Below are 25,429 nucleotides of genomic sequence, written 5' to 3'. Positions count from 1 at the left end.
TTTCAATTCGCTAGTAATGGTCTCTTCAATAATACGGTACAGACCTTGAAACTTAACTATTGATACGGGTCAGGAATTTCCTCCCACTGACCAGTAAAGACATCTACTTTAATCGTGAATTCCCTGCTTCCTTGCCTAACATCACTGAACAAATAACCATCCCCGATAAAGCCTGAAATCAAGTCCGTATCTGTTGGCTTGAAACCCTCTGTATCAAAGATTGGTTGGAGTAACTTATACAGTTCCTTCTGGTATTCTGTACCGTTAGAGAAGTTCCACAGATCTATCGCTTCTAGGTTTACAAGACTTCTCAGTGGACTGCCAGAAGTTACGTCATGAACCGTTCCGGTAAGCGGATTTATTTTATAGCTATTGCCTTCCCCTACGCCATTCAGTGGATCTATATCCACCCTATACTGATCTCCGTCTTTGCTAAAGGTCCAACCACTTGCCGGAAGCTGTTTTTCCATCATGGACTTGATATCCTGTTCACTGAGTGGTGGAGATATAAACGATCCATAGTACATCTGTGCGCTCTCAATGGTCAGATTCTTCCCGTAAACGGCAATAACTTCGAGCGGAAACTCAGACATAGACGCCGCACCGGACATAAGGGCTACAATTTGGTCATCTATCAGCTCGTATGAAACTATAGAGCCAAATCCGACCTTCTCTCCCCAAGCTCCCTCCGTGTAATCATACACTTTGGTCAAATGCTTTCCGTCCAGTTCAGCAGATACATAAGTGTGGTTATTTCGATGTGTAATGGATGATTTCAGCTTCTGATTCAACGTTTCGATCGGATCTTCGACCACAAGCTCTTCCAAGCTAGCAGGCTGGAGCACATGAATCTCACTCATAGAAAGTCCAGTACCCGTGCCGGTCGTAATGCGTATGAAAATTTCTTTCGTTCCATCTCCGTTCACATCTGCTTCTTCAATCAATGGAGGCCGAGTTTTATCTTCTCCTGCATTCCACAAGAACGTACGGCTTACTTCACCACGCACATCTACCGTGACTTTATGCAAAAGTGTATTCTCCCCAGTGGGATTAGCAGATACCGTGATTCCGTTTTTTTCCGCCAAAAGAGTGCCTTTAACCCCGGAAGCCGTTGTATTTTTATCCTGCACTTCTGCCTGAAAAGTAGCAGGAGCGCTCATTGCCGGAGCTGATGCAGAATTTAGCTTTGCTCCTGTAAGGGTACAGCCACTTAAGATCATAATTACAGCTAGGCCCAGCAGTGAGCTTTTTGCCGTAAATTTTTTATGCCTGGTGATCATAATAATCCTTCTTTCCATTTCCTTTTTGCTGCTTGAAATGCCAGCTGTACCTGCCAACCGGATCGGATCGGGTAAGGTTTCTAACAATTTGAGAAGTGTCAAGGCATAACTTCTGTGGCAAGCTGGTTCAAGATGCTTCAAGGCCAGAGCATCACAGGCAACCTCTTGATCCTCTTTCATTTGGCGTGCGGCATACCACAACAGCGGATTAAACCAATGCATGGCCAGCAGCAGACCTGTCAGCAGATTTAGCAAAATGTCATGGCGCTTCACATGCGCCAGCTCATGAAGGAATATATGACGGAGTCCGTTCGTCTCCAGAGTGTGTAAAGTAGAGGTGGGCAGCAGCAACTTGGGCCGCATAACGCCAAGTAGTGTCGGTACGGCAATCTGCTTCGTCCCGATCAGCTTGACTGGGCGACGCACCTGCATTTCCTGCTTACAGGATTCGAACAACCGTTGGACTTCTGAGGAATGAATCTCCGTTTCCTGTCGAACCCGTGCGGTAAATCGCAGTTGCGCTCGAACCGACATGCCCAGCACCACCGCCGCTCCGCCAAACCACACCAAAACCAGTACATGTATCGGCTCCCATCCTGAATCGGTATGCGGATTGACTTGTGCCACATCATCCGGTGTCGATTCTCCCGGCAAAGGTCCAGTTTTTGCAATTCCAGTAACTGACGGCGGTTCCTTTTCCCCTCCGGTCAACTCTGGGACATAAGTAAATCCAACTTCCGATTGCGCTGACGGAATAAAGGAACTCTGCGCCGTTTCTTTCTCCAGCGGCAACAGATTAAAAATACTAAATGTGCTTTCAGGTGCCCAAGGTATAGCCAGCCTCACGATCAATGGTATCCACAGAAGATACGTCCAGGTAGGTTTCAAACGATCCTTGAACAGGAAGCGGGTCAATAAGATCAGCAGAGCCAGCACGCTCGCCATGGCAGACAGCGACAATACCTTGACGAACAGATTGTATGCAGCTTCCAGCAAGCGGCTCAGTCCTTTCGTTCATCCAAAATTCTCTTCAGTTCTTCAATATCTTCCCGGGACAACTTTTCATCCTGCAAAAAATTGACCAACATCGGGCGCAGAGTTCCACCGTAGATCCGCTTCAGAAAGGATCTTGTCTCCGATTGGACACATTCCTCTTCCCGCACCAGCGGATAATAGGAATACACCCTACCTGTCTGGTTATAACCAATAGCCCGTTTCTCTGTCAGACGCTTAATCAACGTCCGTACCGTCTTTGGGTTCCAGTCCCTGCTGCCTTCTAGTGCTTCAACAATCTCACCTGCAGTACGTGGGGCACTTGCCCACAGCACCTTCATCACTTCCCACTCGGCATCCGAGATCTTTGGAGTTTCCGTAGACATCATTCTATCCGCCTTTCTTTCCTCTATATGACTACACTTGTAATCCAATATCCAAAATATACAAGTCAGCATCGTTTATGTCAACCCTAAACTCCCAGCTCACCACGGTTTATGGACAATGTACACGGAGATTCATGATTACGTACATTAATAGCAATAATACGGCTTTATTAGTCAAAGATGACTTCAAAGAGGTGGAACCTATGCCTATAAAAACAGGTAATCAATACATCGAACGAATCGACCGGCAAAAGATCAATATCTGGTACAAAGGAACACGTGTTGAAGGTCCTTTATCCAAACACCCTGCCTTTCAAGGTCTCATACAAACACAAGCCGAAATGTATAACATGCAGTGTGATGAACGTTATTTGGCGCAGATGACCTATCCTTCACCTGATACTGGAGATCCGGTTGGTTTATCTTTTCTTCCACCCAAAAATGCTGAAGATTTAGAACGCCGGAGAAAAATGATTGAACTCTGGTCTAACAGACATCACGGATTTTTAGGACGTTCCCCCGATTATATGAATACGGCCATCATGTCTCTGTTCACAGCTGCTGATATCCTTGAGGATCATAATCCGAAATATGCTGAGAACCTCAGAAAATACTATGCCTACTGTCGTGATCATGATATTACCTTATCCCATGCTTTCATCCAGCCTCAAGCCAGCAAAATATCCGGCCAGATTGATGCTACAGAGGATTCTATCGCTGCAAAAGTCGTAGAAATCAATGATCAAGGGATGTTTGTTACCGGTGCTTTTATGATGGCAACACAGGGAGCTACATGCGATGAAATGCTTGTATTCCCAACTCCCTCACCCTCACTTGTGGATGATGATAATCCCTTTGCGTTTGCCTTTGCGGTGCCTAATGATCTCCCTGGAATGACTTTTTTTTGCCGTGAAAGCTACGCTGCCTCATCTACTTACGACCATCCGTTAAGTTCAAGATATGAAGAAATGGATACCCTTGTTATCTTTGACCGTGTACTGATCCCTCATGATCGTATATTTTATTATGGCGATGAGAGGTACTGTTCCCGATTATTCAGCGAGAGTAACTTTCATACGCATATGGCCCACCAAATTGTCACCCGCTATATTGCAAAAACCGAGTTTTTTCTTGGTATGCTAGAGTCTTTGGCGGAAGAACAAAACGCTGTCCTTGAGTCCTACACGATTTTGCCTATTTCCAGAATATTAACCTATTTAGAAACTTTCAAAGCCTTAAGACTTGCAGCGGAAATAGGGGCTTCGCTCGACAAATTTGGATATCTCGTTCCAGATAAAGGTCCACTGTTGGCTTCAACCATTCACTTTTCAGAGTTTTACCCAGAGATGGTTGAAATGGTTCAAAACCTCAGTTCAAGCGGGCTCATCATGATCCCCTCTGAAGCCGACTTTACATCAAGCGCTGGTTCGTATCTTTATGAGTATTTGAAGGGAAATGTCTCGGATGCGTGGTATCGAAATGCCTTATTCCGGCTGGCTTGGGAACTAGGAGCGGGTGCATTCGGAGGTCGTCAAACCCAGTTTGAGCGGTTATTTTTCGGCAACTCCCAAACAGTGGCCTGGCGTATGTACAACAGCTATGATAATCACGAGTATTTTCGTCAAATCGTTCACGAATTTATTGCCCCTGATGCCCACTTGTCTAAGTCAACAACAGATGGAATTTCCAATTAATCAAGAGTTGCGAAGGTTTATAATGATGTTTTTCAGGATTGATTAAGAGACTGCTTCCGCTCTCTTTTTCAGTCCTTTTTGAGCTTTATCAACAAACCAAATTAGGAAGAACTAGATGCTTTTTCATACCTGCACTGGACAATTCTGTAATAAGTTGTTTATAGTTTATTAGCATTAGGAAGTGATTTGCTAGCTTAGGAGGGAACAATGAACTATGGGCCATATCATAGTCGTAGAAGATGAACGTGCAATCAGTGACTTAATTACTATGAATCTAAAATTAGTCGGACATACCTATAGCAAGGCTTATCGCGGGCTGGAGGTTATTGAACTGCTGGAACGTGAAAAGGCCGATTTAATTCTGCTCGATATAATGCTGCCCGAACTGGACGGTTTTGAGATCATGCAGCGGATTGCTCACTTACAGATTCCGGTGATTCTGATCACCGCAAAAGATTCACTGGCTGATCGCATCAAAGGCTTTGAGCTGGGCGCCGATGATTATATCATTAAACCTTTTGAAATCCTTGAATTGTTGGCAAGAATCAATGTGGTGTTACGCAGGAGCGAAAAAGGCATTTCCAATTTTCTCTGTGAAAACGTTGAGGTACGTTATCTTGAGAGGCTTGTGATGGTGGATCAGATACCCGTAGATTTAACCGCTAGGGAATTTGAGCTGCTTGAGGTCCTTATCCGCAACAGAAATATTGCTTTATCAAGGGAAAAGTTGCTGGAATTAGCCTGGGGCTATGATTTTGAAGGAGATACCCGTACCGTAGATGTTCACATCAGACAGCTGCGCAAAAAACTAGGCTGGGAAGAACGAATTAAAACCGTATTTAAGCTTGGTTACCGCTTGGAAGTTCAGGTCTAGTATGAGATTCTGGCATAAAATTCTGCTGTCAGTCCTCGCTTTCTTCATCGTCGCCCTAGATGTGAGTGTAATCATGATTATGAAAAAAAGCTGGCAGCTGAACATGGACAGCGAAATGCAGCGTGCTTCAAGCGAACAGCTATTAATTGCAAACAACATTTATGAAAATCTTGAATCGATTCAGACCCGTGGGGCCACACTTACCTCTACTTTAATCTCAAGTGTGGCTCAATCCTATGGTGAATTTTATCATAAGCAGGGAATCGGACTACAGCTCTGGGAGAATGACCAGCTGGTTTATCCGAATGCCGGAGTCCCATCAGTCTCAACACCGGAGTCACATTCTATTCAACTCTCTACTGAGCTCCCTGCTCCCTATCAAGCTTTGTCGATCGTTTATCAACGTGATATCAGTGACCTGTATGCTAAGCAGCATGAGCTGAACCGTTTTTTTGTAATGATTAACTGGATTATCGGTCCAATTCTGCTCCTATTACTCTACTTGCTGATCCGGCAGTTGACCAAACCACTTAAACAGCTTTCAAAGACTACAAAAACGATCGCTGAAGGCAAATATACCGAGCGCGTGCAGTTGCGCAGTAAAGATGAATTTGGTGAGTTAGCCCTGAACTTTAACCGAATGGCAAACGCAGTGGAGCAGCACGTGATCGAACTGTCTAATATGGCCGATGAAAAGCAGAGAATGGTCGATAACCTCGCCCACGAACTGCGCACACCTTTAACCAGTATGCAGGGATTTGCTGAATTTCTGACTTCCGCAAATATAGGCCAGGAAGAACAGCAGATGGCTGGTCAATATATCCTTAGTGAAACCTTACGCCTGAAGAATTTAGCCTTCAAACTGCTGGATTTGTCCGTCCTACGGCATCATCCTCTGACTCTGAAACAAGTAGACATATCAGATTTGTTCAAATCGGTTAAACAGATTGAGCAGCTTAAGTTGGACGAAGCAGGCATCAAACTAGAAATGGATTATTCCATCCCTGCGGTTTGGGGTGATCATGATCTGCTAACTTCCTTCTTGGTTAACCTTGTCGAAAATTCCATTCATGCCTCTCCGCAAGGGAGCACCATCCGCTTGCTTGCCTATGTATTGCAATATGAAGCCATATTGGAAGTATGTGATTCGGGATTTGGGATGACACCGGAACACAGCGCGCGTGTTTTTGAACCCTTTTATCGAGGTGAAAAATCGCGCACACGCGAATACGGGGGTGCGGGTCTTGGTTTATCTTTATGCAAGCAAATCGCAGATGCGCATCAAACTAGAATTTCACTGAATTCTACTTTAGGTCAAGGAACAAGTATCCGCATCTTTTTACAACTCCATAACATCTGTTCACCTACTCTATAACATCTATAGTTTAAGGTTAGGAAGATTCAGCATCATCCGAAGCAAATGGAGGTTATTCAAGTGAATAACAAAAAATTCCCCACTACTTTAGCTATACTCCTGTTCTCGGGGAGTCTGCTAATCGTCAGTGCAGTCATTCAAAACACCACCCATTTAGCTTTAACCAGCACCAAAACCCCAGGGGTGAAGTTGGAAGCACCAACGCCGGTGTCCACAGTGAATGACGATCTGCAACCGCAGATGAGTGCTAAAGAAATACAACCCATTAACAATTTCATAGACATGGAAGGTCAGGAGAATTCTGAATCCAAACGGACCACTGTCACACCGCCTGCTGCAGAGAATTTGAGTCAAACTGGTGCCGTTATTCTGGCTGCTTCAAGCGTTCGCAAATTATTCGATGTGGACATTGCCAAGCTACAGATGCGGGTTATTCTGAGTGATACCCGAACCTCGCTGCCGTGGACATGGGCTGTACATTTCAGTCCATATAACGCCAAGACCCTAGAAGGGCAAGGTAAGGAATTCTGGGAATATGATGTACTAATTGATCCCATAAACGGTATGGTAGTGAACACGACCGCGATTAATATTGCTCTGAAAAGAACACCAATTAGCGCTTCTGCTGCCAGCACTATCTATAAAGATGCCCGTTGGATCAATGCGGCCATAACTATCCTTACAGATAAACAAAAAGAAAGCCGGAAAATTGCTACAGCTACACTGATCAACACTGACACCAATGATAAACGCGGCATGGTCGCTGTTCAGATGATGCTGGAAGATGGCAGCAGCTACACGGCAGAAATGCGTTATCCTGATCAAAGTCTGCGCTGCCTTACCTACGAGACTGCTCAAGTAGTGAAATAAATCAAAAATTGAATCAGCTCTTCACTAATCCTACTTTTATGTCGATAATTTATATTACATGGAAAAGTATGGAGGAGCATATGAACACTAATCGCAGAACCGAACCTTTTCGATATACACTTAAAGAACCTGTAACATTTGATCTTCATATTCTTACTATTAACGGAATCCAGGTTCCTTCCAAGCCTGTAAGGGCTGTATTGTTCGACATCAGTCGATCGGGTTGCCACTTATCGTTACCCCTCAATATCAACCCAGAAAATAACCTAGTACGCATTGGCATGGAAATGAATCTTACGGATGAATCTATGTACATAGAAGGAATATTGAAATGGAACAAAGAACAACAAGGCAGTTTCCACTACGGCATTCAATTGGACATCCCTGAGAATGATGGTGATCGGCTCCCAAGAGTACTTCGCATCCTTGCTGGAGAAGGCAAAATATTAGTTCGTTAAGATAAAAAAAAAGAGTAGTTTTAATCTAAAAAAGCAACAACCCCGCGTTTTCATGCAGGGTTGTTGCTTTTTAGCTATTACGATCCAAACTTATTGTTGTAATCCGAAATCGCAGATCACCATTTCATGGATTTTATTCTTGAGTCACATCCCGTTCAGGGGATGCTGCTACAGCTTTTTCTTTCTCCAGTACCTCTCTTAAATCATCTTGAATTCTGCGATTCCATAAGGGAACCCCTGAGCGATAAGCAGCTCTGCCCGTCAAATGCGCAGATAAAGGTGAGGTCATAAATACAAAGACAATCCCCAGTAGCAGCTTAGCGCTTATATGATCTAGAAAAAATGCAAAATATAGAAAGGCCCCGCTCAGAACACATAAAACTCCAAGGGTGGCACTTTTGGCAGCGGCATGTGATCTCAGATAAACATCAGGCAGCCGAATCAGACCATAAGCACTTACAGCACTAAGCAATGCCCCCATCAGTATTAATAAGGCAAACAGCAATTCACCGACTATCTTGATCGTTTCCATGTTCAAGCACCACTCCCCTTTCGATGTATCTGGCAAATGCCGTCGTGCCGATAAAGGAAAGAATGCCTATTAACAAAATAATTTCGATAAAAGCCTGCGTTCGTAGTAAAACAGAAAGAACGGCTACCATGGCTAACAGATTAATTCCAATCGTATCCAGTGCCGCTACCCGGTCGGGCAAAGAAGGCCCCTTCAACAACCGCCAGGCACATACACCAATCGCCAGCGCCATAATCGTAAGCGAGAGCATAAGAATAAAATGGATCATTAACGGGTCACCTCCAATATCGCACGCTCAAAGGTGTCACGGATATTCGCTCTGAACTGTGCGGGATCCTCAACATCCATGGCATGAATATACAAAGTCCGGTTATCATCCGATACTTCAAGTACCACAGATCCGGGAGTAAGGCAGAGCAATGTGATCAAAGTAGCCACTTCCCAATCCGATTTCAGCTCTGTAGTATATTTCAAGATTGCCGGACGTATATTAAGCTCCGGTCTCAGAACAGCTTTTACTACTACATAACTTGAAACGACCAGCTCCCGCAGCAGCAACAGGATTAGCTTAATAATTGCCCACACTTTTCCTAGATATAATCTGGGCCAAAAACGTCGCATTCCGAGCAGAATGAGGATACCGATCAAGAAACCAATGACGAAACGCGGCCCAGTCCAGTCATTGTGCAGGAACATCCACAGGAATGCTATCATGAAATTCAATAATAGTTGAAAAGCCATAGTATCACTCCTTCATGACAGCGTTAATGTATAGTGCTGGATCAGCCAGTACAGCTCCGGCTTGGCTGACAAGTCCGTTTACCGTCTCCGCACCCACACCCATCAGAATTACAATCGCGAACAGAACAGCTGCCGGTGCCATCATAGCTTTATAATGAAGCGGTTTGACCTGTTCTTCCCTTTTCTCGCCACCCCAGAACACTTGCTGGAATACCTTGATCAAGGAATATAACACTACGAAGCTGGATGCAAGTGCAATCAGCGCCAGAGCCACGTGATTCTCGCCAAATCCACTCCGCACCATCATCACTTTTCCAGCGAAACCACTAAGGGGCGGAACACCAACCAATGCCAAAGTCAGTACAAAAAACATCCAGCCGGTCCACGGATAACGTCGGATTAAACCACCCATTTCTTTTAAGCGGTCAGTGCCTGAAGCTGAGATAATCATCCCACCCAGAAAGAATAATAATGCTTTGGCAACCATGTCATGCATTAAATAAAACACTACACCATTTAACGAATCCTGAGTCGCGACAGAGATCCCAAAAGCAATAAATCCTACACTGATGATGATATTATAATTAAATATTCGGCCCAAATCGTTGTATGCCAATGCCCCGATTGCCCCAAGTATCATCGTCGCCCCCGCCATCCAGGCAATCAATGTATGGGTGAGTCCCGGTTCTTGAATAAAAATCAAAGTAAAGGTACGAGTAATTGCATACAATCCGACCTTGGTTAGCAAAGCCCCAAACAGGGCTCTAACAGCCAATGGTGGTGCACTATAAGAATCGGGAAGCCAGAAAAAGAGCAGTAATCCTGCCTTAATCGAAAATACAATTAGCAGCAGGACCGCAATGACGTTCATTACACCGCCTTGTCCCGCCTCTGCTACACGCATAGATAGATGCGCCATATTCAGTGTTCCTGTCGCGGCATATAAATAAGCAATCGTCGCCACAAACAAGGAAGAGGAAATCACATTAATTAATACATACTTTAATGTCTCTCGCAGTTGACCCTTGGACCCACCAAGTACGATCAAAGCGTAAGAGGCAACTAACAGCACCTCAAAGCAGACAAACAAGTTAAACAGGTCCCCGGTGAGGAAAGAGCCAAATACCCCGGTTAATAAAAAATGGAAAAACGGATAGTAATAAAACCGTTCCCTGTCTTCCCCAATGCTAGCGAAGGAAAAAAACAGACAAGCCGCGCCAACAATGGCCGCAGTCAACACGAGCAATGCCGAAAACATATCGGCAACAAACACAATGCCATAAGGTGGACGCCATCCCCCCATATATAAGGTCTGGATACCGTTTGTATTTACCTGATACACAATGAATCCTGCAACAAAGATATTTAAAAACACACTGACGGCACTTATGATTCGTTGCAGACGTACTCGTTCTTTCAGAAAAATGAGTATTACTGCCGTAATGGCCGGAATCAGCAGAGGCAGCACTAACAAGTTGTTCATCGTCTCTCCTCCTTGGTTCCTTCCACATCATCGGTACCCGTCGAGCGGTAAGTCCGGTATGCCAAAACAATAAAAAATGCTGTTACTCCAAAGCTAATTACAATAGAGGTCAAAATGAGCGCCTGCGGCAAAGGATCGACATAAGCTTCCGCTTCCTCACCCAGCAATGGTGCAGCACCTGTCTTGAGGCCAGACATTGTCAGTAACAACAAATGAACGCCGTGCGTTATTAAAGTGGTTCCCAGAAGGATGCGCAGCAAGCTTTTGGAAAGAACTAGATAAACACCTACGGAAAACAGTACACCGATCGCCAGGGCAATAATAAGCTCCATTAGCTATCCCTCCCGATCGTAAATATGATATTCATAGTGACACCAATAACAGCTAAGAAAACACCGAGATCAAAGAACATTGCTGTGGTCAGTTCTGTTTTGCCCATAAGTGGCAGTTGGAAATAGCCAAACGCTTGGCTCAGAAAAGGTACATCGAATAAAAACGAACCTATTCCTGTAAGAAAAGCTACAGATACCCCAACCGCGATTAACTTACGATAGTCGATAGGCAATACCTTCTCAACCATATCAATCCCAAAAGTAATGGCGAGCAGTACCAATGCGGCTGATGCCATCAATGCTCCAATAAATCCGCCTCCCGGATTATTATGTCCGGCGAAAAACAGATAAAGCGAAAATATTAGTATCATAACGAAGGCTACTTTAGCTACCGCTTGTAGTAACACATCATCACTTACAGAAGAACGTGGTTTATTATCCTTCACAGCCCGCTTCAGTGGGGTAATAGTTCCATCCGTATCCAACTGCAGTTTGATCATGGAATAAATAGCAAGTGAGGCAAGGCCAAGCACTGTAATTTCAAACATGGTATCAAAGCCGCGGAAATCAACGAGCAGAACATTAACAATATTTTTACCGCCACCCAAGGTATAGCTATTCTCCACATAATATTTCGAGATGGATTCGAACGGACTACTGCCTAAAGCAGCAAGTGCAACCAATGTCATGGTTATTCCCATCCCGATGGAAATAATTAGCTTAGGCAAGCGGGACCGAAGTTTGAGCGGCTCTTTCTCCAGCTTAGGCAAATGCCGAAAACATAGCAGGAACAATGTAACGGATACTACTTCGACAATCATCTGGGTAAGCGCCAGATCAGGTGCCCGGAACAGAACAAAGAGTAAAGTAACCATATAACCAACCATTCCTGTTAACAAAATGGCTGTGATTCTGGAACGAACAAAGGGGATAGCCAAAGCGCCCACAAGCATAACCATAACAACAATAACTTCAAACAAAGAAAACGGAGCATATTCAGTTGTCCCAAGCGTTATTCCATCGGTATACCACACGGCTCCACCAATGGCTACGATCAGGAAAGCGAAGATATACATCAAGTAATGGCGCATGGAACCTGTCATATAGGTACCAGTCAACGCCCTAGACGATTTCTCGACCAGCCGGATTACTCCGTCATAGACTTGATTTAAAGTGTAGCCACTGCCCCATTCTTTATCGACCAGACTCCAGCGGCCATAGATTCGGTATACAATAATACCAATAATCACAACACCAAGTGTCATCCATATTTCTGGTGTAAAGCCGTGCCAGAAATGAATATTCACAACAAAGGGTTCTCCGGTCTGCAAGATAGGGTGAATAGCATTCATTGCAGGGATAATAAGTGTTTTGGATAATATATTCGGGAAAAAACCGATAAATATAGACAGCACTGCTAGCAGGCACGGGGCAAGCAGAAGTCCAAATGGGGCTTCATGCGGTTTTTTGTCCAGCTTCTCAGGCTGATATTTTCCGAAAAAGGTGTGGAAAACCAAAATCATACTGTATGCAAAAGTAAACACGCTGGCAATCCAGGCCAAAACCGGGAAGAGCGTAAACAACGAGGGAATAGACAATATATCCAGGTTTCGGATATTCAGAACAGCCGTAAAAAACATCTCTTTACTTAAAAACCCGGAAAATGGCGGCAAACCAGCCATCGAGAAACTGCCGATCATCGCTACCGTAAAGGTAACCGGCATAATGGAAATCAGTCCGCCCAGCTTTCGCAGGTCGCGGGTACCCGTCTCATGGTCAACTATACCGACCATCATAAACAAAGAGCCTTTAAAGATGGCATGGTTAATAAGGTGAAAGATAGCCGCTGTTGTTGCAGCAGTGTAAAAGACTGAATCTTCCCCTACATAAAATGCCGCTGCCGATCCCATTCCCAGCAATCCCATAATCAGTCCAAGTTGACTAATCGTTGAATAGGCTAATAGAGCCTTCAGGTCCGTCTGCTTCATCGCCTGGATGGAGCCATAAATCAAGGTGATCAAACCGACGCCTGACACAACCCAGAACCACTCATATTGCCCCGCAAAAACAGGGCTGAAACGGGCGACAAGATACAATCCAGCTTTAACCATCGTTGCCGAGTGCAGATAGGCGCTGACGGGTGTCGGTGCCTCCATGGCATCCGGCAGCCAGATATGAAACGGGAACTGAGCTGATTTGGTGAAGGCGCCTAAGAGAATTAGTAGCATCGCCGGAATAAATAAAGCATGCCCGCTAATATCGCCAACCTCACTCCAAATTTCCCGGATACTAAAGGTGCCTGTCATTACATAAAGCATTAAAAAGCCGGCAAACATCGCTAAACCACCAAATACGGTAATCAACATAGATTTGAGAGCACCATACCGCGATTTTTGCCGCCGATGCCAAAAGGCAATTAACAGAAATGACGAAACACTTGTTAATTCCCAAAAGCCGTATAACACCATCAAGTTATCCGAGAGCACAACGCCAAGCATTGCCCCCATAAACAACATTAGATAAATATAAAAAGGGGTTAACGCTTCTTTTCGCCGGTCCAGATAATAAATTGAATAGATAATTACAAGACTACCCATCCCAGTGATTAGCAAAGCAAACAACAAACTTAATCCATCCAGATGGAAAACCAAATCAATTCCTAGTGAAGGAATCCATGAAATGGTTTCATATCCCAAATCCCCACCTTTAATAACGGGAATCCGGGTTAAGAAATAAACAAACAAAACGAGTGAACCAGGGAAAACAAGCCATCCTCTATGAAGGTTGGGTGCTCTCTTGGACAAAAGTGCGATTACTAAGGCCATTAGAAACGGAACAAGTATGATTACATGCAGCAAAGGCAGTCCTCCTTTTCCACTTGAGCTTATCAAGTTGTGAACTTTAGTACTTACTTTTTTACCAAAAGCCAAAGATCATATGATTGGTAGGGCCTTTTATACAAGGCCCCAATGTTGATAAGGGCAAGCCCGATTATAAAGAATCGGTCAATGTGCCATCACAAATATGCAGATACCTAGCCTTTCCATCTTCTTGCTCAATTCTGAATAAACCGTTCTCAAATTCTGTGTGTAGTTCGTGAAAGAACTTTCCCTTAAGCGAATACTCTCCCTGAGGTTCATCACTGAGCTGGTACTCAGCCCCGTTTTTGACCAGGTAAGCGATAACGCCTTCCTCATGGGTTTCTTCCAGCCCTGCACGCATCCGCTGCACAGCCACGACATGCAGATCCATCATTTTCATTTTACCAATGAGTTCATTGATGAAATTACGTTTGGTTAGCTCCTGCCACCGAGTTTGAGCAGATTGTCCAATGACGATCTGTGTGACCTCATTCTCTTCAGCAACTTCTACAATAATATCTGTTGTTTTTCGGCCTTCACGTTTCCGAATGATAAACTCTGCGCCAGCTTCATCGGCAAGACGTTTCCAGACCGTCATATACATTTCTTTGCTCTGATTATATTCATCAATATCCGAACTATCGACATTTAATACAAACAATGGCGCCCCTATAATTTCAGATAGTTGGACACCACGCCGGATTAAACGCTCCCCATGCGGACCATAATGAACACAAACCATAATCTTTTCATTGTGTATGACCTTCACCCTCCTGTAACATGGCCAAGAAATACAAAAGGAGCCCACTGGCGTTAGGCCCCTTGCGTAATTCTAAAACCCGATAAGTTATACTTAATTATATCTATTCCTATGTTTTTTGTAAAGTTTGTTGGTTATCATGGAACATATTTCTTTTTAATGCTTGTATCATGCCCTTCTCTTGCAGTTGTCATACAATGGTTATTATATATTCCTTTACAGGAATATTCCCTCCATGGTATATTATCACCACAAACAGGAAATACCAAAAAGGAGGCGCTATAGAGCCGCTCAACCAGAGTATGTCATAATAGAGATGCGAATGAATTTAATGAATCGAAGTGATCCTTGTTTATGAATACTAACGTTATGAGTGCCTTAGCTGAGCCCCACCGCATGCAGATCGTTGAACTATTACGCGAGAATCCTCTAACCGTTGGGGAGATTGCAGAAAGTCTTCAGCTACGGCAGCCTCAAGCGTCCAAGCATTTGCGCGTCCTTAGTGAAGCGGGCTTAATTGAAGTTCAAGCTGTTGCTAACAAGCGCATTTGCAAGCTCCGTCCTGATCCATTTAAGGAAATAGACGATTGGTTAGACTCCTACCGCCATATATGGGAAGAACGATACGATCGACTGGATGATTATTTACAAAAGCTACAGAGCAATGAAAACAATAATAAATCATAGCCTCAGGTCGAAATTGGCAGGAAGCAAACAAATTTGAGGAGGATCTATCCCATGACAAATTCTAACCCGTCCAACCAAGTGGTATCCAAAGTTGTTGATGGCAACACATTAGTATTAGAGCGCGTATTCCAAGCTCCACGTGAGCTAGTATTCAAGGCTTTTTCTGAGGCTGAGCATTTGAAGCACTGGTGGGGTCCAAAAGGGTGGACGCTTCCCGTATGTAATGTCGATTTCCGTCCAGGGGGTACTTGGCATTATTGCATGAAGTGCGTGGATAAGAATCAAGGGGATTTCTACGGTATGGAGTCTTGGGGCAAGGCGTTGTATAAGGAAATTACAGCCCCAGAACAAGTCATTTATACAGATGGATTCTCAGATGCAGAGGGTAATATTTCAAAAGATTTGCCTGAAACGCTTGTCCAGCTAGATTTTATCGACCTGGAGGGTCAAACGAAGCTGGTGAATTCCGGTAAATACACTTCTCCGGAAGCCTTGCAACAAGTGATTGATATGGGGATGTTAGAGGGGATTTCCCAAACCTTCGATAATTTGGACGCCCATCTTGAGAATTTACAGAAGAATAACTAGAGCAGCTATCACACGATAAGTAGGACGATGCAAGGATACTCTCTCCTGCTCGTCCTATTATGTTTATTTTGCTGGAAATAAGAACCTGATACTATTCGGAAAATATTGCAGGAAAAACGTGTCATTATGCGTGCCCAGCGGATCCGTCTCAAACTTCACTCGCTGATCCGCTCCATCAATCTTCTCTTTTAAAATATCATAAGCACGTTTGCTGTTAGGCACCATGTCCTTCTGGGCATTTGTCTTGTGGATCCCTTCCTGTTCACCAACATACATATAAATTCTGCATTCCCTATCTAGTCTTGATGTCTCCATGAAATGAATGAAATCTTTAAACCATACAGACGCAGATATCAATATAAAATTCCCAACAGTAGCTTCAGTCTTGTACATCGCGTACAGACTTATTAATCCACCTAGTGAAACACCACCCAAAGCCAATTTCTCCGGCTCGTTGGAGATGCGATAGGAGCTTTTGATATAGGGTACAAGATCCTGATAGACATAATTCAAATAATCATCGCCCTTGCCCCCAAAGGACCAATCCTTAAAAAGAGCAGGCATTTCCCAAGGTGTATATTCATCATTCCGCAACTGAGAATCAATCCCGATAAAAATAACCGGCTCTGTTACTCCCTCTTCTACATCTTTCTCTATTGCTGTAATCGCCTCTTTGAACAAAAAATCTCCATCCTGTAAGAAAACCGCTGGAAACATCCGCTCCGGAAATAGATGATATTCTTTCGGTAAATACACGGTAATCTGACGATCCATATGTTCAAAAAGCACAAGCTCGCCTGCCCTCATTTGCGTCATATCCCCACTCCTTAACAGTTCAGCACTCGAAACGCTCTACTCATAATCGTTGGTACTACAGAAGCGTGATTTTCATTGGGTGCGACATAGTGCTTAACCTCTAAATTAGGCAAAGCATACTCATTCAATTTTGAAAATAATATTGCTGCGTCATCGACCATAAACGACTCTTCACTCCCTACGGTAATCAATAACTTTTGTTTATCGGCCGTCAACTCTTGACCCTTGTGATAGAACTGCTCCGCATACGTCAGGATTTCATGATCATTCCACCAAATGGATGGACTAGAGGCCAAATAATACTGGAATAGCTTCGTACGAGTGAATAACGTCCAGAGGACAAATAGACCGCTGAGAGAGTGACCAAACAAGGCTTGTTTATACTGATCCACATTATATTTCTTGATGATTGCTGGCATTAACTCTAATTCTAAAAAAGCCAAAAACTTCTCAGCTCCACCATGTGGTCCTATGTCAGCATTTTTCAATCGGTCCGGATATACATACTGCTTCGCCGGAGGTGTGAAATCATAAAATCTTCTTTTGGAGACCTCTTCATCTGAACCATAATGTCCAATGCCAATCACAATTGCTGGTGCAATAAAAGTTTTCGGGGCATTTCTTGACTGCAATTTCACAACATCCCGACCCAATTGAAAATATGAATTACCATCGAGCATGTAATACACGGGGAAGCCCTTTTCTGGTGCTGCTTCTCTGGGAAGAGAAACCTTTATATCGTACGTGTAACCCGTATACTGAGATTCAAGTTTCCATGATTCTGTGTGTTCGAGCTCTACTTGTGTTGTCATTTTTTCTGTACACTCTCCCCTACACTCTTGACTTTGCTAATAAATATAAGAAATAAGGAATTCCAATAATCGAAACGACTATACCCACGGGTAACTCTGCCGGCTGAAATATTGTTTTGGCAAAATAATCCGAGATCACCAGCAAAAACATCCCTACCACTGCACTGGATAACATAATATAGCGGTGATTAATCCCTACTAATCTTCTGGCGATATGAGGAGCCATCAAGCCTATAAAACTTATAGAACCGGATACAGATACACAAACACTTACGATCCCCACACTGCATAACAGAAAGATCAGCTTTTCTTTTTCTACAGAGATCCCTAAGCTCTTTGTACTGGAATCCTCCAATTGAAAATAATTGAGTAAATAGCTTTTTCGATACATTATAAATCCTAAAATAAGCACCCAAGGTGCGATCATAATGATATAAGTCCAGTTCGCGCTGTAAATACTTCCGACACTCCAAACCGCAGCCATCTCATAATCACTTGCATTCATTTTCAGAGAGATATACAACGACAACGCACCAAAACCACTGCTAATCGCGATCCCTGTCAAAATCAAGCGTTGCATATCGAGTGCACCATTCCGCCATGAAAAAATAAAGATAATGACAACTGCGGCAAGCCCACCTACAAAACCAAACAGCGGCATGGCTAGTATCGAGAACCAGCTTTCTTTGAAAAAAGTAACTCCCGACATCTGAAAGAAAAACATAAACGCAACGATGGCAGCTCCTGCGCCTGCATTAATCCCAAGGATACCTGGATCAGCCAGCCCGTTACGGGTAATCCCTTGAATGACAGTTCCCGCTATCCCCAGACCTATTCCTACTAATGAGGCAATAATGATCCGTGGTAACCGAAACTGAAAAATAACCAGGTCAAATTTAGCATTAGGATCTATTCGCAGCAGTGTTTTTATCACATCCATTACAGACATATCAAACACGCCATTCGTAAGATGAAAATATCCGGCCACAAGGGTTAACAGGATAAAAACTAATAGTGTAAGCATATAGCGGCTAAACTGTACTTTACTTCTATCCACGCTGCTCTCCCCCTTTAACCCGAATTAAATAAAGGAAGAAAGGGATGCCAATAAAGGCTGTTACAACACCAATTGGCGTCTCAAACGGAAAGTTAATATAACGGCTTAAGACATCGCAAAACGCTAAAAAAACAGCTCCAATCACCGCTGAGCAAGGAATGATAAAGCGATAGTCTATACCTACGATAAAACGTGTAATATGAGGAATGATTAGACCCACAAAGGCTATCTTGCCGACTAAAGCTACTGCTGTCCCGGTCAGACATATAACAGATATAATACTGACAATTTTCACCCATTTTGTTCGTTGACCCAAGCTAATCGCGGTTTCATCCCCCAGGGAAGCAACCATTACTGACTTAGAAATACTAACCGCCAAGAGCAGTCCAACGATTATAAAAGGAACTGATAATATTAGCATATCTGGATTAACGGTATGTATTTTCGAGCTATACCAGACGCTAACATTTTGTGAAACTTGAAAAAACATCGCTACTGCTGAGGCGATACTACTTAAAAAAGTACCAATTACAGTTCCAATAATGGCTAACCTGACTGGAGATAAGCCGTTTTTGACCAATGAACCAAATCCGAAAACCAAACCCGCTCCGATGGCTGAACCCACCATGGATAAAATAATCATCTGAACATTCGATAATCCCGGATAAAACACCATAGCCAACGTAATAACAAATGCCGATCCGTCATTTACTCCCATAATCGATGGTGATGCAAGATAGTTACGTGTAACCCCCTGCATTAACGCCCCTGAAACAGCCAGAGCCGCTCCAACTAATAAAGCGGCGATTACACGCGGAAATCTAGATGTCATAATAATGTTGTGGTCCACATTATTAGCATCGAAGTGTGTAATCGCCTGCCATATTGTCAATATTCCAATATCTTTAACACCATATAAGACGGATACAACCATTGCTAATACGATGAATAATGGAGAAGTTGATAGGATCAATATAACTTTCCAATTTTTTGTATTCATCTTATTCATCGCACCTTCGGTTTTACTTCAACAGGTTTTCAATTGCCGCATCCAGGAATCTTACTTTAGACCAAGCCGTTCCACCTTGTGCCAACGGATCAATTGCATTTACAAACACATGATTATTTTTGACAGCAGTTACGCTTTTGAAGATCGGATTCTTGAGCAAATCATCAAGAGCTGTTGCATTATCAGTATTCTCACTAGTCTCAAACTGCAAGAAAATATAGTCCGGATTAATATCCGCCAAAGCTTCTAATGAAAGCTCTGCTTGTGCTTCTGTAGAGGAAATCACCTCAGGAATGGCAGCACCCAGATCTTCATAAATAACCGGATTCAAATAAACGCCAGCAGGATACACACACATACTGCCCTGACGAATACGAATGACTAGAATGGATTGATCTTTCAGCTTTTCTCCAATTTCAGCCTTTGCACCCGCAGCTTTAGATTCATAATCACTAATAATTTTTTCTGCATCTGTGGTCTTACCGGATAATTGGCCTAATAAGAGCAAGTTATCTTTCCAGTTTGTTGAAATATGTGAATAAGGAATCATCGTTTGAATTTTATTAAGTGCGCCGGCCACATCTTCCCCAAACTTGGAAGACCCTAAGATAACATCTGGATCCAGTTGCAGAATCGCTTCATTACTTGGAGCAAATTTATCCCCCACTAAGGATGCACCCGCTAGGTCAGTTGACAGATAACCTGGAATAGCATCAGCTATTGCAAGTACACCTACAGGTTTCACTCCCAGTATGGCAGCATCTTCCATAGATTCGAGACTTGCTGCTACAATATTATTAATCTTTGCAGGCACGACATAATCCTTGCCCAAATATGTAACGGTTTGTTCAGTGGCAACAGCCTCCTGAGCCGCATTTCCTTTGTTATTTGCAGTTCCTTCTGCTGCTACTGCAGCATTATTTGTGCTTTTTTCTGAAGCTGTCTTATCCTTTTCATTGTTACCGCAAGCTGCCAAACTCAAAGCTAAAACTGCTGATACCCCAGCTAATAAATATTTTTTCTGATTCATAATCAATCTCCCCATCTATATTTTATTTATCATTCTTCAAACTAAAGTAATGATAATGAGAATCGTTATCATATTAAATCATATGAGAATAATTATCAATACTTTTCTTTGATTATATGAAATCTTGTAATTTAACAGATGCGTTGAATGATTAGTGAACATGCAGAAGAACCCGCACCAACTGCGGGTTCTTCTGCACTATAAATATGAGTCCATTTTTTTAATCAGCGTTATAAAACTCAGATAAGTCACGGAACAACAATCCGCACGCCTCTAGTCTATTAAGTTCCTCATCCACATCAGTGATCAAATTGCTTTCTCTCTCATGGGCTGTATTGATTAGCCACGGTTGTCCCTGTTTTAGAAAACAAAGATCATCAGGCAGCCTGGTCTGTACCCACGAGTACAAGCTGGTGGAATAGGATAAAAGAATATTGACGGCTTCAGGCGAACAATCAAAAAAATAAACATCTGCATAATGCCCCATAAGCCGAGTCCCCGGCCAATAGTCATCTTTTATGACCTTTTTGAGAAAAGGTTGCAGCTGTTCAAGCAGTTCATATCCTTCTGGCTCCAACTCCATCTGATCACGTTTTACTAGAATAAATTCATCACATACTTCCATAGCTACCTGTACCAGCGTCTTGTAGGTCTGACCCGTTGGTTCCTGCAAAATAGTAAGAATAATAATGCACCCCCTCTACTTATTTGTATTATTCAAATATTCTTTATGCATCCTACCCCAGCCACACATGCTATCCAAAACTGTAATTAGGGATTTGCCATGTTCTGAAATACTATATTCCACCCTGAGTGGAAGCTCATGATAACTCACCCGGTCGATAAGCTGATCCTCTTCAAGCTCCCGTAATTGTTTAGCTAACGTACCTTGGGAGACATCTGGGATAATCCGTCTAAGTTCACCAAATCGTTTTGTGCCATCTATCAATAAAATAAATAAAATGAGCGGCTTCCACTTTCCACCGATCTTTTCAAGTGTTGTAAGAACCCCGGTTAATCTCGGCTCCAGCAAATCCATGCGATCCCCTCTTTCGATAGTTATATAACTATATGTTCGAACCAGCTAGTACGAAAAATCGTACCTAGTACGAAAAAAGTGCGTACTGTGCAGGTTATATTTTATAGCTAATAATAAAAAACAGAACTTAATAAGTCCAATTAACTATGAACGGAGAAGATAAATATGTCCACTATTTCATTAAAAAACCAGCGCATCGTCATTATCGGAGGAAGCTCCGGAATAGGGCTTGCAACTGCCAAACAAGCGGTTGAACAAGGTGCAGCTGTTATAATCGCTGGGCGTTCACAAGATAAATTAGAGAAAGCTCAACACCTTCTGGGATTCGATTCTGTTGAAATTCATTCACTAGATAATCAAAATGAACAGGACTTGAAGGATTTCTTTGAAAAAATCGGCGTTTTTGACCATTTGTTCACTCCGGGAGCCTCCTATGTTAGAGGACCGATTACTTCTAGCTTGGAGATTGCACACAGTTGCTTTAATGCAAAGTTCTGGCCGCAATATCATGCTGTAAAGCATGCCATCCCTTTTATCAACCCTACAGGCTCCATTGTTCTTATGTCCGGCGCATTCAGCCAACGTCCACTTGCAGACGGTGCCTCCTATGCAGCTTGTAACGGCGCGATTGAAAGTCTGGGAAAAGCATTAGCAGTAGAATTGGCTCCGATTCGGGTAAATGTCATCTCCCCTGGAACCATTCATACCAACTTTAATTGGGAAGGCGCAGAACAGGAAACTAGAGACAAGGCTTACGACGAATATACGAATATCAATATCCTTGGCAGGGTGGGTCATGCCGACGAAGCAGCACATACAACGATTTATTTGATGACCAATAGCTATACAACAGGAAGTACTTTATTTCCGGATGGGGGATATATTTTGCGATAAAAAACAGCTGAGTCAATAAGTTGGAACCGCTACTTATTGACTCAGCTTCTTTTAGTTGAAAGAATCAGGGTGGAATTCCCTGATTATCAGCCAGGGAATATGAATTTCCATGACTACTTCGTAGTAAAGATTATACGAATTACATCCTCCTGAGTCTCCTTAATTTTATATATACCGATTTTTTCAGCAGCGCTCACTAACGCTGAGATATACTCAGGAGTTGAATTTATTTTTCGAGCAGAGGCCTTCAGATTAATGGAGAACTCATCACCGTTCTCGTCAACATCAAGAGATTTCACATAAACTTTAAATACCTTTACATAATGCTCATAGTTAACCAAATGTTCTTCAGTAACACCTTGAAATGAAACATTTACTTTCAAGGATTCCGGCTTCAGGAAGCTCACCTTACCTGCCTTGTCTACCTGCCCTACTTCAGGATTCAACACTTGATATTCAACTCCGTCAAGGATTGTAAAATCCATCTCATTATCCATAGTGACTAGTAAATTAAGACGTATATCGATAGCTTCTGGTCCGATTAATGTCAGATAGTCACTTACTTCATGCTTGATCGTTTGTCCAGCCTCTTTCCCGGCAAACATTATCAATGGACTATGTACACGTCTATTCCATGACTTCTCTTCATGTGTACCCAAAGGGTCCATCTGAAAGAATAGGTCCTTACCTGATACAAATCCCTTCGACTTTAACACATTCACAAGCGGATCAATTGGCATTCCTTCGGTTACACCCATGTCGAGCCAAATCTTCAATGCAGGCTTCCCGGACTCTTTCGCCAACTCATCCAATATACTCCCATTGCTTACCCAAGTGGCAGGGGATAAAGCCCCTATCGCTGAGAAGGTCTCCGGGTGCTGATACCCCATCCATAAAGCCTGAATAGCACCGAATGACGATCCCATTATCATCCGGTGATCCCGATCGGGAATGGTCCGGTAAGCGCCATCCACATAGGGAATAACTGTATTGATAAAATATTGGGTAAATTCGGCTGCACTCGCTCCATCCGAAGGAATAGACTCGTCCGGAAATGGAACATACTCCATTCCCCGTTCTGATCCATCACTTGAAGCGACTCCTATCACGATAACCTTCTCCATGGTTCCATCAGCAACGAGCTGATCAATAATCTCCTCAACTCTCCATTCTTTGCCTAAAGAGCTGGTATTTGTATTGAAAATATTCTGCCCATCGTGCATATACACAACAGGATAACGCTCACTGTCAGCTTCATACCCTGCAGGTAAATAAACAAATATTCTCCGCTCACCTATATTTTCTATGTGCACAGTACCTTTTGCCGCCCCCACATTGGTTGGGTTCTCCGATGCATTAGAAGTATTGCTTATCGTTGGATTGGGGGTTGGTGATGTAGCAACTTTTTCATTTACATTTTCGTTACTGGAACATCCCGAAAGCGCTAACAAAACTAATACTGCAAACCCCAAAAAGCTCCATCTAAATAATCCATTTGAATGCATAGAACCCCTCCTGATTTTTTGTTCAAACGTTTTCACAACTCTCATTATACAGGATTTATATGGGATTATGAACATTTTTTCACAAGTTGGGGGAGCGTTATAAAGCGCTCAAGTTTAATTGTATTTCATACAACTATAATCCAATAGAACGCTCGATCACTGGATATAAGTGTATTTCATGCAGCTATTTTCTGAAATTACTCCCTTATAAGTGGATTCTCTAGTTTTTAGTTGTATAAAGTGCAGTTAAAGTCAGGATTATTCTTTTGGCACTCGAAATAACTGCACAAAGTACAGCTATTTCGCACATTCCATCAACATCCATCACCAGTAACCGACACTAAAAAAAATCAATGAAGCAATCAGGCAGCCTCCACTAGCTCATCATTTGCAAAAGCAAACCTCCCCGCAGACCAAAAACACCAGACAGTGATTCTCCACGAACTGAAGGATCATTGTCTGGTGTTTTATTCAGATTCAGTAAGGGTTGTTTGGAGACAATCTCTTCTTTCCAATTAGTACTGTTGTCTTTCCTCGTAGGATACGAACAGCATTCTACGTTGCACATCCATAAGCATACGAATTACCCAACTTGCTAACAAGGCAACAACAAATCCAGCTACTACATAGGAGATATATTGTTGGGATAATGTCCAGTCGATCTGGAACAAAGCAAACACACTATTCTCTAAAATGTTCAAATCCATGGTTTGCAAGAAAATCTGGTGCAGCACAGGTAGTGTAATCAGGCCCAGTGCAGCCGCTACTACAGTTACTGTTATTGAAAAGAAAATAATGCTGGATACGAATCGACCCATAATCAGCATGACGTTACGGGCAAACTTCGCTCCATGAAAACCTAACTTCATTCGTTGCAGGAAGCCCGCTCCCTCTAGCTGCATATCCGATCTGGCCTCTTCACTAGGTCTAGGAATATCTAACAATGATCTGACCAGCTCTTGCTCAAATTGTACGATGTAATCCAATCCCTTAGCTACTGCAAAAAACAAAGGAATTCCGATAAATATTGGGGTTAACGCAATGGATAACGTCAGCCCTGTCACCATAAACACGAAATATACAATCGTAAGCGGCAAAGAGATTAAGAAGTATAAAATACTCCGATATGTCTTTGGACTTGCTCCACGTTTGCGCGTTTTGGATTGGGGTTGTGATTCTGCTGGAATATGCATGGAATCAAGAGCTCCCATCGGCATAGTGTATAACTTATCATTCATTTCTATTGTCCTTTCTCTCACGTTATTCAATTAATCTCATTATACGTGGGAAAAAGAAGGCTCAAAACAGTCTTGGGGCTGGAGTCATACCAGACTAAAGGCTAGGATTTGTTGC

The 25,429-nt window shown here is 43.0% G+C and carries 27 protein-coding genes; 8 read left to right on the top strand and 19 right to left on the bottom strand.

Going from position 1 to position 25,429, the window contains the following annotated elements; all coding sequences use genetic code 11:
* Positions 1-56 precede the first annotated feature (56 nt).
* Genes MHI51_RS13450 through MHI51_RS13440 form a run of 3 tightly spaced genes read right to left on the bottom strand, consistent with a single transcriptional unit; the run spans position 57 to position 2,659 of the window.
* The gene (locus MHI51_RS13450; RefSeq protein WP_256721803.1) at positions 57-2,195 is read right to left on the bottom strand and encodes a M56 family metallopeptidase; all 2,139 of its coding nucleotides are present in this window, start codon (positions 2,193-2,195) and stop codon (positions 57-59) included.
* Positions 2,098-2,298 (bottom strand): hypothetical protein, encoded by a 201-nt coding sequence (locus MHI51_RS13445; RefSeq protein WP_256718914.1) that lies wholly within the window; start codon positions 2,296-2,298, stop codon positions 2,098-2,100. The genes MHI51_RS13450 and MHI51_RS13445 overlap by 98 nt, the downstream gene beginning before the upstream one ends.
* Positions 2,282-2,659, bottom strand: coding sequence for a BlaI/MecI/CopY family transcriptional regulator (locus MHI51_RS13440; RefSeq protein ID WP_076126059.1), 378 nt, complete (start codon positions 2,657-2,659; stop codon positions 2,282-2,284). Before MHI51_RS13440 ends, MHI51_RS13445 begins: the two co-directional genes overlap by 17 nt.
* Before the next feature lie 203 nt (positions 2,660-2,862).
* On the opposite strand from MHI51_RS13440, the gene MHI51_RS13435 reads away from it, so the two are divergent.
* The 5 genes from MHI51_RS13435 (at position 2,863) to MHI51_RS13415 (ending at position 7,930) form a co-directional block, all read left to right on the top strand.
* Positions 2,863-4,353 carry a 4-hydroxyphenylacetate 3-hydroxylase N-terminal domain-containing protein gene (locus MHI51_RS13435; protein ID WP_342410761.1) on the top strand — a complete coding sequence of 497 codons (1,491 nt, stop codon included), beginning with the start codon at positions 2,863-2,865 and terminating at the stop codon, positions 4,351-4,353.
* 214 nt (positions 4,354-4,567) lie between these two features.
* Entirely contained in the window at positions 4,568-5,227 is a 660-nt protein-coding gene (locus MHI51_RS13430) for a response regulator transcription factor (protein WP_076135640.1), read from the top strand.
* A 1-nt stretch (position 5,228) separates the two neighbouring features.
* The gene (locus MHI51_RS13425; protein WP_076217783.1) at positions 5,229-6,602 is read left to right on the top strand and encodes a HAMP domain-containing sensor histidine kinase; all 1,374 of its coding nucleotides are present in this window, start codon (positions 5,229-5,231) and stop codon (positions 6,600-6,602) included.
* A gap of 60 nt (positions 6,603-6,662) precedes the next feature.
* On the top strand, positions 6,663-7,472 hold the full coding sequence (locus tag MHI51_RS13420) for a hypothetical protein (RefSeq protein ID WP_076217784.1): 810 nt from the start codon (positions 6,663-6,665) through the stop codon (positions 7,470-7,472).
* 80 nt (positions 7,473-7,552) lie between these two features.
* Positions 7,553-7,930, top strand: a complete 378-nt coding sequence (locus tag MHI51_RS13415; RefSeq protein WP_076126051.1) for a PilZ domain-containing protein — start codon at positions 7,553-7,555, stop codon at positions 7,928-7,930.
* A gap of 133 nt (positions 7,931-8,063) precedes the next feature.
* Here MHI51_RS13415 and mnhG read toward each other — a convergent pair whose 3' ends face one another.
* The 7 genes from mnhG to MHI51_RS13380 all read right to left on the bottom strand — a co-directional run bounded on the left by mnhG (position 8,064) and on the right by MHI51_RS13380 (position 14,648).
* A complete protein-coding gene (gene mnhG / locus MHI51_RS13410; RefSeq protein ID WP_076217785.1) occupies positions 8,064-8,462 on the bottom strand; it encodes a monovalent cation/H(+) antiporter subunit G in 399 nt (132 codons plus the stop codon).
* On the bottom strand, positions 8,437-8,730 hold the full coding sequence (locus MHI51_RS13405; RefSeq protein ID WP_036686407.1) for a Na(+)/H(+) antiporter subunit F1: 294 nt from the start codon (positions 8,728-8,730) through the stop codon (positions 8,437-8,439). Before MHI51_RS13405 ends, mnhG begins: the two co-directional genes overlap by 26 nt.
* Positions 8,730-9,203 carry a Na+/H+ antiporter subunit E gene (locus MHI51_RS13400; protein ID WP_076126047.1) on the bottom strand — a complete coding sequence of 158 codons (474 nt, stop codon included), beginning with the start codon at positions 9,201-9,203 and terminating at the stop codon, positions 8,730-8,732. The genes MHI51_RS13405 and MHI51_RS13400 overlap by 1 nt, the downstream gene beginning before the upstream one ends.
* Positions 9,204-9,207: 4 nt before the next feature.
* Complete coding sequence (locus MHI51_RS13395) at positions 9,208-10,686, bottom strand: Na+/H+ antiporter subunit D (protein ID WP_076183579.1); 1,479 nt, start codon at positions 10,684-10,686, stop codon at positions 9,208-9,210.
* Complete coding sequence (locus tag MHI51_RS13390) at positions 10,683-11,018, bottom strand: Na(+)/H(+) antiporter subunit C (RefSeq protein WP_036686402.1); 336 nt, start codon at positions 11,016-11,018, stop codon at positions 10,683-10,685. The genes MHI51_RS13395 and MHI51_RS13390 overlap by 4 nt, the downstream gene beginning before the upstream one ends.
* On the bottom strand, positions 11,018-13,882 hold the full coding sequence (locus tag MHI51_RS13385) for a Na+/H+ antiporter subunit A (protein WP_076275879.1): 2,865 nt from the start codon (positions 13,880-13,882) through the stop codon (positions 11,018-11,020). Before MHI51_RS13385 ends, MHI51_RS13390 begins: the two co-directional genes overlap by 1 nt.
* A 127-nt stretch (positions 13,883-14,009) precedes the next feature.
* Positions 14,010-14,648 (bottom strand): universal stress protein, encoded by a 639-nt coding sequence (locus MHI51_RS13380; RefSeq protein WP_232061321.1) that lies wholly within the window; start codon positions 14,646-14,648, stop codon positions 14,010-14,012.
* A gap of 345 nt (positions 14,649-14,993) precedes the next feature.
* Between MHI51_RS13380 and MHI51_RS13375 the strand changes: the two genes are divergently transcribed.
* Together MHI51_RS13375 and MHI51_RS13370 are read left to right on the top strand one after the other, a co-directional pair.
* The gene (locus MHI51_RS13375; protein WP_076126043.1) at positions 14,994-15,326 is read left to right on the top strand and encodes a helix-turn-helix transcriptional regulator; all 333 of its coding nucleotides are present in this window, start codon (positions 14,994-14,996) and stop codon (positions 15,324-15,326) included.
* Between the two features lie 51 nt (positions 15,327-15,377).
* Positions 15,378-15,914: an SRPBCC domain-containing protein gene (locus MHI51_RS13370; protein ID WP_405173949.1), complete on the top strand. Its 537-nt coding sequence runs from the start codon at positions 15,378-15,380 to the stop codon at positions 15,912-15,914.
* A 63-nt stretch (positions 15,915-15,977) separates the two neighbouring features.
* Here the strand turns inward: MHI51_RS13370 and MHI51_RS13365 are convergent, their stop codons facing one another.
* The 7 genes from MHI51_RS13365 to MHI51_RS13335 form a co-directional block, all read right to left on the bottom strand.
* On the bottom strand, positions 15,978-16,730 hold the full coding sequence (locus MHI51_RS13365) for an alpha/beta hydrolase (protein ID WP_405173948.1): 753 nt from the start codon (positions 16,728-16,730) through the stop codon (positions 15,978-15,980).
* A gap of 11 nt (positions 16,731-16,741) precedes the next feature.
* A complete protein-coding gene (locus MHI51_RS13360) occupies positions 16,742-17,542 on the bottom strand; it encodes an alpha/beta hydrolase (RefSeq protein ID WP_405173947.1) in 801 nt (266 codons plus the stop codon).
* 19 nt (positions 17,543-17,561) lie between these two features.
* Entirely contained in the window at positions 17,562-18,566 is a 1,005-nt protein-coding gene (locus MHI51_RS13355; RefSeq protein WP_076126226.1) for an iron ABC transporter permease, read from the bottom strand.
* A gap of 25 nt (positions 18,567-18,591) precedes the next feature.
* Positions 18,592-19,599 carry a FecCD family ABC transporter permease gene (locus MHI51_RS13350; protein ID WP_370510681.1) on the bottom strand — a complete coding sequence of 336 codons (1,008 nt, stop codon included), beginning with the start codon at positions 19,597-19,599 and terminating at the stop codon, positions 18,592-18,594.
* A gap of 22 nt (positions 19,600-19,621) precedes the next feature.
* Entirely contained in the window at positions 19,622-20,638 is a 1,017-nt protein-coding gene (locus MHI51_RS13345) for an ABC transporter substrate-binding protein (RefSeq protein WP_076126035.1), read from the bottom strand.
* A gap of 220 nt (positions 20,639-20,858) precedes the next feature.
* Positions 20,859-21,311 (bottom strand): hypothetical protein, encoded by a 453-nt coding sequence (locus MHI51_RS13340; RefSeq protein WP_081386290.1) that lies wholly within the window; start codon positions 21,309-21,311, stop codon positions 20,859-20,861.
* Positions 21,312-21,338: 27 nt separating this feature from the next.
* Complete coding sequence (locus tag MHI51_RS13335) at positions 21,339-21,677, bottom strand: helix-turn-helix domain-containing protein (RefSeq protein ID WP_036686390.1); 339 nt, start codon at positions 21,675-21,677, stop codon at positions 21,339-21,341.
* A 165-nt stretch (positions 21,678-21,842) separates the two neighbouring features.
* On the opposite strand from MHI51_RS13335, the gene MHI51_RS13330 reads away from it, so the two are divergent.
* On the top strand, positions 21,843-22,571 hold the full coding sequence (locus MHI51_RS13330; RefSeq protein WP_076275812.1) for an SDR family oxidoreductase: 729 nt from the start codon (positions 21,843-21,845) through the stop codon (positions 22,569-22,571).
* 113 nt (positions 22,572-22,684) lie between these two features.
* Here the strand turns inward: MHI51_RS13330 and MHI51_RS13325 are convergent, their stop codons facing one another.
* The gene (locus MHI51_RS13325; protein ID WP_076275813.1) at positions 22,685-24,076 is read right to left on the bottom strand and encodes an alpha/beta hydrolase; all 1,392 of its coding nucleotides are present in this window, start codon (positions 24,074-24,076) and stop codon (positions 22,685-22,687) included.
* 515 nt (positions 24,077-24,591) lie between these two features.
* Positions 24,592-25,314 (bottom strand): sensor domain-containing protein, encoded by a 723-nt coding sequence (locus MHI51_RS13320; RefSeq protein WP_076217792.1) that lies wholly within the window; start codon positions 25,312-25,314, stop codon positions 24,592-24,594.
* Between the last annotated feature and the right edge of the window lie 115 nt (positions 25,315-25,429).

The organism is Paenibacillus sp. FSL H8-0260, from assembly GCF_045040625.1.
In the GTDB taxonomy this organism is placed as follows: domain Bacteria; phylum Bacillota; class Bacilli; order Paenibacillales; family Paenibacillaceae; genus Paenibacillus_AQ; species Paenibacillus_AQ odorifer.
Note: the sequence above shows the minus strand (reverse complement) of the source record. Positions and strands in the feature narration are given on the sequence as shown.

Bases quoted from the DNA above. Each gene is read 5' to 3' on its own strand.
- MHI51_RS13445 (WP_256718914.1), bottom strand. From the start codon at position 2,298: ATGAACGAAAGGACTGAGCCGCTTGCTGGAAGCTGCATACAATCTGTT.
- MHI51_RS13440 (WP_076126059.1), bottom strand. From the start codon at position 2,659: ATGTCTACGGAAACTCCAAAGATCTCGGATGCCGAGTGGGAAGTGATG.
- MHI51_RS13435 (WP_342410761.1), top strand. From the start codon at position 2,863: ATGCCTATAAAAACAGGTAATCAATACATCGAACGAATCGACCGGCAA.
- MHI51_RS13430 (WP_076135640.1), top strand. From the start codon at position 4,568: ATGGGCCATATCATAGTCGTAGAAGATGAACGTGCAATCAGTGACTTA.
- MHI51_RS13425 (WP_076217783.1), top strand. From the start codon at position 5,229: ATGAGATTCTGGCATAAAATTCTGCTGTCAGTCCTCGCTTTCTTCATC.
- MHI51_RS13415 (WP_076126051.1), top strand. From the start codon at position 7,553: ATGAACACTAATCGCAGAACCGAACCTTTTCGATATACACTTAAAGAA.
- mnhG (WP_076217785.1), bottom strand. From the start codon at position 8,462: ATGGAAACGATCAAGATAGTCGGTGAATTGCTGTTTGCCTTATTAATA.
- MHI51_RS13405 (WP_036686407.1), bottom strand. From the start codon at position 8,730: ATGATCCATTTTATTCTTATGCTCTCGCTTACGATTATGGCGCTGGCG.
- MHI51_RS13400 (WP_076126047.1), bottom strand. From the start codon at position 9,203: ATGGCTTTTCAACTATTATTGAATTTCATGATAGCATTCCTGTGGATG.
- MHI51_RS13395 (WP_076183579.1), bottom strand. From the start codon at position 10,686: ATGAACAACTTGTTAGTGCTGCCTCTGCTGATTCCGGCCATTACGGCA.
- MHI51_RS13390 (WP_036686402.1), bottom strand. From the start codon at position 11,018: ATGGAGCTTATTATTGCCCTGGCGATCGGTGTACTGTTTTCCGTAGGT.
- MHI51_RS13375 (WP_076126043.1), top strand. From the start codon at position 14,994: ATGAATACTAACGTTATGAGTGCCTTAGCTGAGCCCCACCGCATGCAG.
- MHI51_RS13370 (WP_405173949.1), top strand. From the start codon at position 15,378: ATGACAAATTCTAACCCGTCCAACCAAGTGGTATCCAAAGTTGTTGAT.
- MHI51_RS13365 (WP_405173948.1), bottom strand. From the start codon at position 16,730: ATGACGCAAATGAGGGCAGGCGAGCTTGTGCTTTTTGAACATATGGAT.
- MHI51_RS13360 (WP_405173947.1), bottom strand. From the start codon at position 17,542: ATGACAACACAAGTAGAGCTCGAACACACAGAATCATGGAAACTTGAA.
- MHI51_RS13355 (WP_076126226.1), bottom strand. From the start codon at position 18,566: ATGCTTACACTATTAGTTTTTATCCTGTTAACCCTTGTGGCCGGATAT.
- MHI51_RS13350 (WP_370510681.1), bottom strand. From the start codon at position 19,599: ATGAATACAAAAAATTGGAAAGTTATATTGATCCTATCAACTTCTCCA.
- MHI51_RS13345 (WP_076126035.1), bottom strand. From the start codon at position 20,638: ATGAATCAGAAAAAATATTTATTAGCTGGGGTATCAGCAGTTTTAGCT.
- MHI51_RS13335 (WP_036686390.1), bottom strand. From the start codon at position 21,677: ATGGATTTGCTGGAGCCGAGATTAACCGGGGTTCTTACAACACTTGAA.
- MHI51_RS13330 (WP_076275812.1), top strand. From the start codon at position 21,843: ATGTCCACTATTTCATTAAAAAACCAGCGCATCGTCATTATCGGAGGA.
- MHI51_RS13325 (WP_076275813.1), bottom strand. From the start codon at position 24,076: ATGCATTCAAATGGATTATTTAGATGGAGCTTTTTGGGGTTTGCAGTA.
- MHI51_RS13320 (WP_076217792.1), bottom strand. From the start codon at position 25,314: ATGAATGATAAGTTATACACTATGCCGATGGGAGCTCTTGATTCCATG.